Below are 6,269 nucleotides of genomic sequence, written 5' to 3' on the forward strand. Positions count from 1 at the left end.
GCGGGCACGCATTGAGCAGGCGGAGGCGTGAGCGACGACGCGTACGGTTTGTCGCTGGCACCTTGGGCGCGGCGCGCCCTCGTCGAAGGTCCTCCACGTGGACTCCCGTTGGAGGTTGCGAGGGCGGTGGCCGAATTTCTGACGGGCCCACTGCTGGACAACCCTCAACGAGTCGGCAAGCCCCTTACTCGCGAGCTGAGCGATTACCATTCCGCCAGACGCGGCGCGTACCGGACCGTCTATCGGATCGACGATGCGACGAGAGTCGTCCACGTCGTGCGAATCGACCACCGCGCCGACGTCTACCACACTCGGTGAGCTGGTTTCACGGCCAGATAGGCCGCACATTCACCCGATGCGCTGGGAGTCGTCCGATGTATTGGCGAACGGGGCAGGGCACCCGGTGGGTGGACCGGGTGCCCAGGTGGGAGGGGGGATCAGAGGCTTCCGCGGAGAGGTCGCGGGGTGGCCGTTGCGATGCCGCTCACACGACGAGCCTCGCGTAGCCGATGTGCGTGCCGCTCTCCTTCACGCTGGAGACCCTCGCGTCCAGTCTCTTGTTGCTGTGTGCGGTGTAGAAGATGCCTCTTTCGTTGGAGGCCGTCTTCTTCGTGACGATCGTCATGTGCTCGGGCCCGTCGTGGAGCCACGGATCGAAGTCCCAGTACATGATGTCGCCCACGCGCACCTCGGAGAACGTGGAGCGCCATTGGATCCGGTGGCGGTTGCTCATGTGACTCATGCTGTTGGTGACGATGCGGAAGGTCAGCGAGTCCTTGCCGGTGGGCGCCGCCCAGAACCAGTTGTTCAGGTTGGCGCGCTTCTGCGCGGCCGTCCTCCCGTAGTTGCGGATCTCCCTGGCGCCGCCGCCGAATCGAAGCGCCTTGGAAGCGAAATTGGTGCAGTCGTTGTGGCCGTACTCCTCGTGGCTGTTCCAGTTCCTCCGCGCCCAGCCGGCGATGCCGGACGGGCTCACGGAGTTGACCGAGACGGTGCCCTCGGGGGCCGGGGCGGGTTCTGCCACGGTCAGGTCTTCCTCCATGTCCGCCGTGATCGAGCCCTCAGGGTAGACCTGGGAGTCGACCCCGTCACCGTCCGTCCGGCCCGCCAGGCCGTCGGCGGATCCATCCGGGCGCAGGCCCTGACCTGTGATGACGACGTTGAAGGAGTAGTCCGCGGGATTGTCTTCCTCTCCGGTGGTCTTCTCCCCCGTCGGGTCCCGTACGACGCGGGACTGGTGCACGGTGACGCGGACGGTCACGGTGGCGCCGTCGGAGGACAGGGAGACCAGCGGGTCGCTCAGCGTGGTGGTGGAGCTTTCCTGTGCGCCTCCGTCGGCGTCGGCCTCGGATTTGGCGGCCAGGAGCGCCTGCTCGTCCGCCTGGAGGAGCGACTCGAACCGGTAGCCCTGGGTGTGCCCGCCGATGGCGTCCGAGGCGCTCGTGAAGCGTCCCTCGACGACGCCTTCCCGGCTGTCCAGATACTGGGCGACCGCGTCGATGTACTCCTGACGGTCGGGGACGGCCTGCGGCTTGACGGCCGCGGTGGTGCTCCAGGCGCCGCTGCCCTGGTCGTTCTTGGCCCGCACCCGGAAGGTGTAGGCGGACCCGTTGGTCAGTCCGGTGACCACAGCCCTCGGCTCGGCCGGCGTCAGCGTCTTGACGACACTCCCCGAGCCGCTGACGACTTCGAGGTCGAAGCCCGTGACCCGCGTGTCACCGGTCGCCTCTGACGGCGGGCCCCAGGTGACCAGCGCTCCGCCGTCCCCTGGGCGCACGCTCACGTTCTGCGCGGTTCCCGGCACGGCGGGCCGGACATAGGCGACCGTGATGGTCGCCGAGCCGAAGGTCACCTCCGGTGCCGACGGGTCGGAGGCTCGCAGGGCGAGCTCCGCGAAGCCCTGGCCGTCCTGGCGGTCTCCCTGCGCCGAGCCGGTGATGTCGATCTTCGGGTCGGCGAGGTCCGCCTCCGCGAACGGCTCCTCCAGCAGCTTGGCGGAGGCGTCGGTGCCCGAGGCGTCGGCGGCGAGGTCGTCGCTCAGCTCGTACGCCGACACCTTCACCGTGGCGGGGCAGGTGCCGGCGCAGGTGGGAGCGCCGAGGTCGAGCGTCGCCGAGCTGATCTCCGCTCCGGCCGGGATGGCGCCGAGATCGGCCTTGAACATGGAGATCCGGCCGCCCCCCAGCTGGAACGCGCCCGCGTTCTGCAGCGGGCAGGCGTTCCCGCCGCAGTCGCCGGACCCCGTCCTGGCGGCGCGTATGGTCAGCACGCCGGCGTCGAGGGTCGTGGTCTGGGTGGGCTTCTCCGCCGCCGGTCGCGGGGCGGTGAAGGTGAGGGGCGCGGTCCGGGCGCTGCAGGTGGAGCCGGCGCAGGCTTCCATCTGCCATTTGTAGACGGCGCCTGGCGTGAGCAGGTCAGGGGAGACCTTCAGGGCGGCGCGCTGCCCGCTCTGCACGGTGCTGGTTCCCGCGGGGCTCGCCCCCACGACGGCGCCGGCGCCGTCGAACAGGTAGAACCTGGCGGTCAGCGTCTCGCCCGAGGGCCGCGAGACCACGCCCGACAGCACTACGGCGGACGGGTCGCTCGTGCCCGTGGCGAGGCCGGCGGGCACCTTCGGCACGTCCGTCGCGAGGGGCGTCCATGCCGACCACCCACTGGCGCCGGTCTGGCTCATCACCTTGACCCGGAACCGGTACGCGCCGGGGTTCCGCAGGACGTTCGCGGGCATCTTCCAGGTGGCCGTCGCGCCGGAGGCCACCGCCTTGGGGCCTCCGGTGGCGATCACGTCGCTGTCGCCCGCCTTCGTCACCTCGAAGGTGTAGTCCAGCGGCTTCCCGGCCGGGTCGGTCGCCTTGGCCGACAGGGTGGGCGTGAGGCTGGCGACGGTGTTGACCGCCGGGTCCGAGGAGGCCCTGGGGGCCACGTCGAGCCCCGAAGGGGTGCCGAGCTTGTAGGTGAAGGTGACGCTGAGCGCGGGTTCCTTCTCGCCCTGGGCACCGGAGACGTAGTTGGAGGAATAGTAGCGCCGCCAGGTCGAGGCGTCCTTCTCGTCCGCGCCGCGCAGCTGAATGCCGTAGTGCGGCTGGCCGTCGGCCCACGCCTGGGCCATGGCGGTGGTGTTCCAGTGCATGAAGTCCTGCGGGCAGCTCGCCGCGCCGTAGGCGGTCTTCGTGGTGACGGCGCCGGCGGTGGTGGTGGCCGGCTCCGAGCCGTACCTGATGGTGTCCGGGTCCCAGGCCGCGGTGATGCGGCGCGCCTGCACGCCGGCGCTGGGGTCCACGCAGACCGACGACCAGAAGGTCCACAGCCGAAGGTCCGCGGCCGTGATCTGCGTGCCGCGCAGGTCGTCGACGTGCCGGAACTGCAGGTAGGAGCGGGCGACGTGGGTGCCGTCGTAGGTGCCGGCCTTCAGCTCGGTGGAACCACGCTGTGAGTCGGGGATGTCACTCTGCACCCAGGTGTCGGTCTCCACGGTGAGCGTGCTCGTGGGGTCCACGGTGACGGGGTACTTCACCGCCGGGTCCGCGAGGAACCTCGCGTCGGGCTTGAGCACCAGGACGGTGCCGTGGTCGGTCCGCCTGACCGTGGTCTCGATCGCGGCCTGGTGGACGGGCTCCCCGGAGCGCGGGTCGGTCGTCGAGTCCCACATGCGGGGCGCGGGAGCGGACGCCAGCAGGCCGCCGGCCGCGTCCCGCAGGTTCAGCCCGTTGTCGGCCGCCTCCGAAAGGCGCAGGCCCTTGGTGGCCACCGGCAACGTGATCTCCAGTGGCTCGGCCGGACGCCTGCGCAGGACGATCGAGTGGCTGAACCCGTTCGGCAGCGTCTTCACCGTGAGGTCGCCCCCGGGCACGACGTCCTTGTAGGTCGCCGTGTCTCCCTTGATCCGCGGCGGAGGCAGGGTCTTGCCCCAGGAGACGGCGAACGAGCGATCCGCCCGCCGCACCTCGGCGAACGGTTTCCCGCCGCCATCGGACACCTGCACATCCGACCCGGTGAGCTTCGGGCGCAGGCCCGCCCGACCGTCACGGACCAAGGACGTGTCGATCGGACGCCAGGCGCCGCCGACCTTCACGCGTACCGGGCCGGGGAAGGTCTCCAGCGTGAAAGTGCCGTCGGGGTCGGCCCAGAGCGACGAGCTGTCGGTCTTCTCGCTTTCCACCTCCACCCGCACACCCTGCGCCTTCGCCGTCCGCGCGGCCACCGCCCGTTCGGGCTCGGGCGCGGCGGCGACGCGGTCCTGCTCCGGGGCGACGGCGGCCCCGTAGGGCGGGGGCGGGGTGTCGTCCGCCCTCGCGGCCGGTGAACCCGCGATCTGTCCGGTCAAGGACCCGGCGATCATCAGCGCCGCCAGTCCGGTGACCGCGTGGCGGCGGCCGGCCGGATGACGGCGTGTCCTCTTCTTCACTCTGCTCCCTCGTTACCTCGGCCGTCACGGACCGCCGGCCGGCGGTCCCGAGACAGCCGGTGAGCTCGAAACGGCTCTATCTTGGTAGCGCGCCCGGTCAGGACGTAGAACCTTCCATCTGGGTGCAAATGCGCTGGTCACGCCGACAAGAGGAGGGAGGGAAGCGGCACAGCGAAATGGCCTTCACCCAGTCATTAACAGATGCACGACATTCCGGTCAGTGCGGACTTGTCGCTGGTGCCTTTCGTCGGCACAATCCCGGGGGGCGCGTAAGTCCTGCGGGAGCTTGGTCGAACGGGGGTCCATGGTGCTGCGAATTCATTTCACCGGGGAAGACCTGGCACGCACGCGCATCGCACCTGAATGCGACGTTCTGTGGGAGGTCACCCTCAGCCTCTACAGGTTGTGCCGCCGCGAGCACGCCGTCGTCTTCCGCCAGTGGAAGAATGAGGCCCTTGCCAAGGCGCCCGCGGCCACCGGCGTGCTGACGACCCTGGTGCCGCCGCGGGGCTACTCCGTCGACTTCCTCACCCCTCGCGCGGAACCGGGCTCGGTGGCCGCGGGCATCGAAGCCCTGCGCGGCACCGCGCGCGAGCGGCTGCGCATGGACCTGTCGGAGCTGTCCATGCGGCATCCCAACCGGCGGCTTCCCGGGTGGATCGGCGACCTGGCGAGGGGCGAGTCCGAACCCCTGGGCGCCGTCGCCGACGCGGCTGGGGCGTACTTCGACGCGTGCCTGTCCCCGTACTGGCCGCGCATCCGAGCGCAGGTCGCGCAGGAACGGGCGCGCCGCCTCCGGATGCTCTCCGAGGGCGGCTGGCACGTGGTCTTCTCGACTCTGCACCCGTCGGCCCGGTGGAGTTTCCCAACTCTGGAGCTGGCCTATCCGGCCGACCACGACATCCATCTGAACGGCCGGGGCCTGGTGCTGCAGCCTTCGTTCTTCTGCAGGCAGACCCCCATCACCCTGCGCGACCCCGACCTGCCCCCGGTGCTGGTCTATCCGATCGAGCACGACCTGATCTGGGCTCACGGCGACAGCCCCGACAGGCATCCGACGCTGACGAACCTGCTCGGCCCCACCCGGGCCCAGGTCCTCGAGACGATCGGGCACGGCGACTGCACCACCGGCGAGCTGGGACGACAGCTGGACATTCCCACGTCCACCGCGAGCCGGCAGGCCACCACGCTGCGCGAGGCCGGCCTCGTGTCGAGCCACCGGTTCGGCCGGGCGGTGATCCACACCATCACCGAGCTCGGCACCGCCCTGCTCAACGGCCACCGCCCCGGACTGACCGCCTGAAGTCCGAGCGGCCACCGGGTTGTCCTCGGAGTCGCCGGGCCTCGACGGACGAGGGCTCAAGCCGGCTGGCCGGCCAGGTTCTCCGCCTCGGCCGTCGGCGGCTCGTGGAAGTCGGTGAAGGTGAAGGCCTCCGGCCCGGGGCCTTCCGCCCTGAGCCTCCGCAGCCTCTCCATGCCCTCCGCGAGGCTCGGGGTGTAGCCGTCGGGGATCCACCACATCACGCTGTACGGCTCGGCGTTGCGGAGGAACCATTCGCGGCGGCGGCGCAGGTAATCCAGGTGCGCGGTGCGGTAGACGAAGTTCCACAGCGTCTCGCGGGACTCCCATACCGAGAAGTTGATCAACAGCAGGTCGCCGTAGTCGTGCCGCACGGTGTCGGTGGGGTCGTCTCCGCCCTTGAGCCGCCAGACGAAACCTGGGGCCACGTCCGAAATGGCATTGATGGGCTCAAGAGCCGCGACGAACTCGGCAAGCTCGGGGGATTCCTTGGGGGCGCGCATGTGCGCGACGTTGAGCTGCGCCAGATGCATGCGCCTAGGACACCACGTCGGCCCTTTCTAT

Annotated in this window: 4 protein-coding genes; 2 read left to right on the forward strand and 2 right to left on the reverse strand. The window is 70.2% G+C overall.

The annotated features are described in order from the left end of the window. The first annotated feature begins 126 nt into the window (after positions 1 to 126). On the forward strand, positions 127 to 318 hold the full coding sequence (locus AB0O34_RS22635; protein ID WP_363918290.1) for a type II toxin-antitoxin system RelE/ParE family toxin: 192 nt from the start codon (positions 127 to 129) through the stop codon (positions 316 to 318). A 166-nt stretch (positions 319 to 484) separates the two neighbouring features. On the opposite strand, the gene AB0O34_RS22640 is transcribed toward AB0O34_RS22635, so the two are convergent. Beyond that, the gene (locus tag AB0O34_RS22640; protein WP_363918292.1) at positions 485 to 4,405 is read right to left on the reverse strand and encodes a DNRLRE domain-containing protein; all 3,921 of its coding nucleotides are present in this window, start codon (positions 4,403 to 4,405) and stop codon (positions 485 to 487) included. Positions 4,406 to 4,709: 304 nt separating this feature from the next. On the opposite strand from AB0O34_RS22640, the gene AB0O34_RS22645 reads away from it, so the two are divergent. Beyond that, positions 4,710 to 5,708 (forward strand): winged helix-turn-helix domain-containing protein, encoded by a 999-nt coding sequence (locus AB0O34_RS22645; protein WP_363918294.1) that lies wholly within the window; start codon positions 4,710 to 4,712, stop codon positions 5,706 to 5,708. Positions 5,709 to 5,764: 56 nt separating this feature from the next. Here AB0O34_RS22645 and AB0O34_RS22650 read toward each other — a convergent pair whose 3' ends face one another. Beyond that, positions 5,765 to 6,238, reverse strand: a complete 474-nt coding sequence (locus AB0O34_RS22650; protein ID WP_363918296.1) for a DUF3291 domain-containing protein — start codon at positions 6,236 to 6,238, stop codon at positions 5,765 to 5,767. Positions 6,239 to 6,269 lie beyond the last annotated feature (31 nt).

The sequence above is a fragment of the Sphaerisporangium sp. NPDC088356 genome (assembly GCF_040685555.1).
In the GTDB taxonomy this organism is placed as follows: Bacteria; Actinomycetota; Actinomycetes; order Streptosporangiales; family Streptosporangiaceae; genus Sphaerisporangium.

Excerpts from the sequence above, each read along its gene's own strand:
- AB0O34_RS22650 (WP_363918296.1), bottom strand. The coding sequence starts at position 6,238 with ATGCATCTGGCGCAGCTCAACGTCGCGCACATGCGCGCCCCCAAGGAA.
- AB0O34_RS22645 (WP_363918294.1), top strand. The coding sequence starts at position 4,710 with ATGGTGCTGCGAATTCATTTCACCGGGGAAGACCTGGCACGCACGCGC.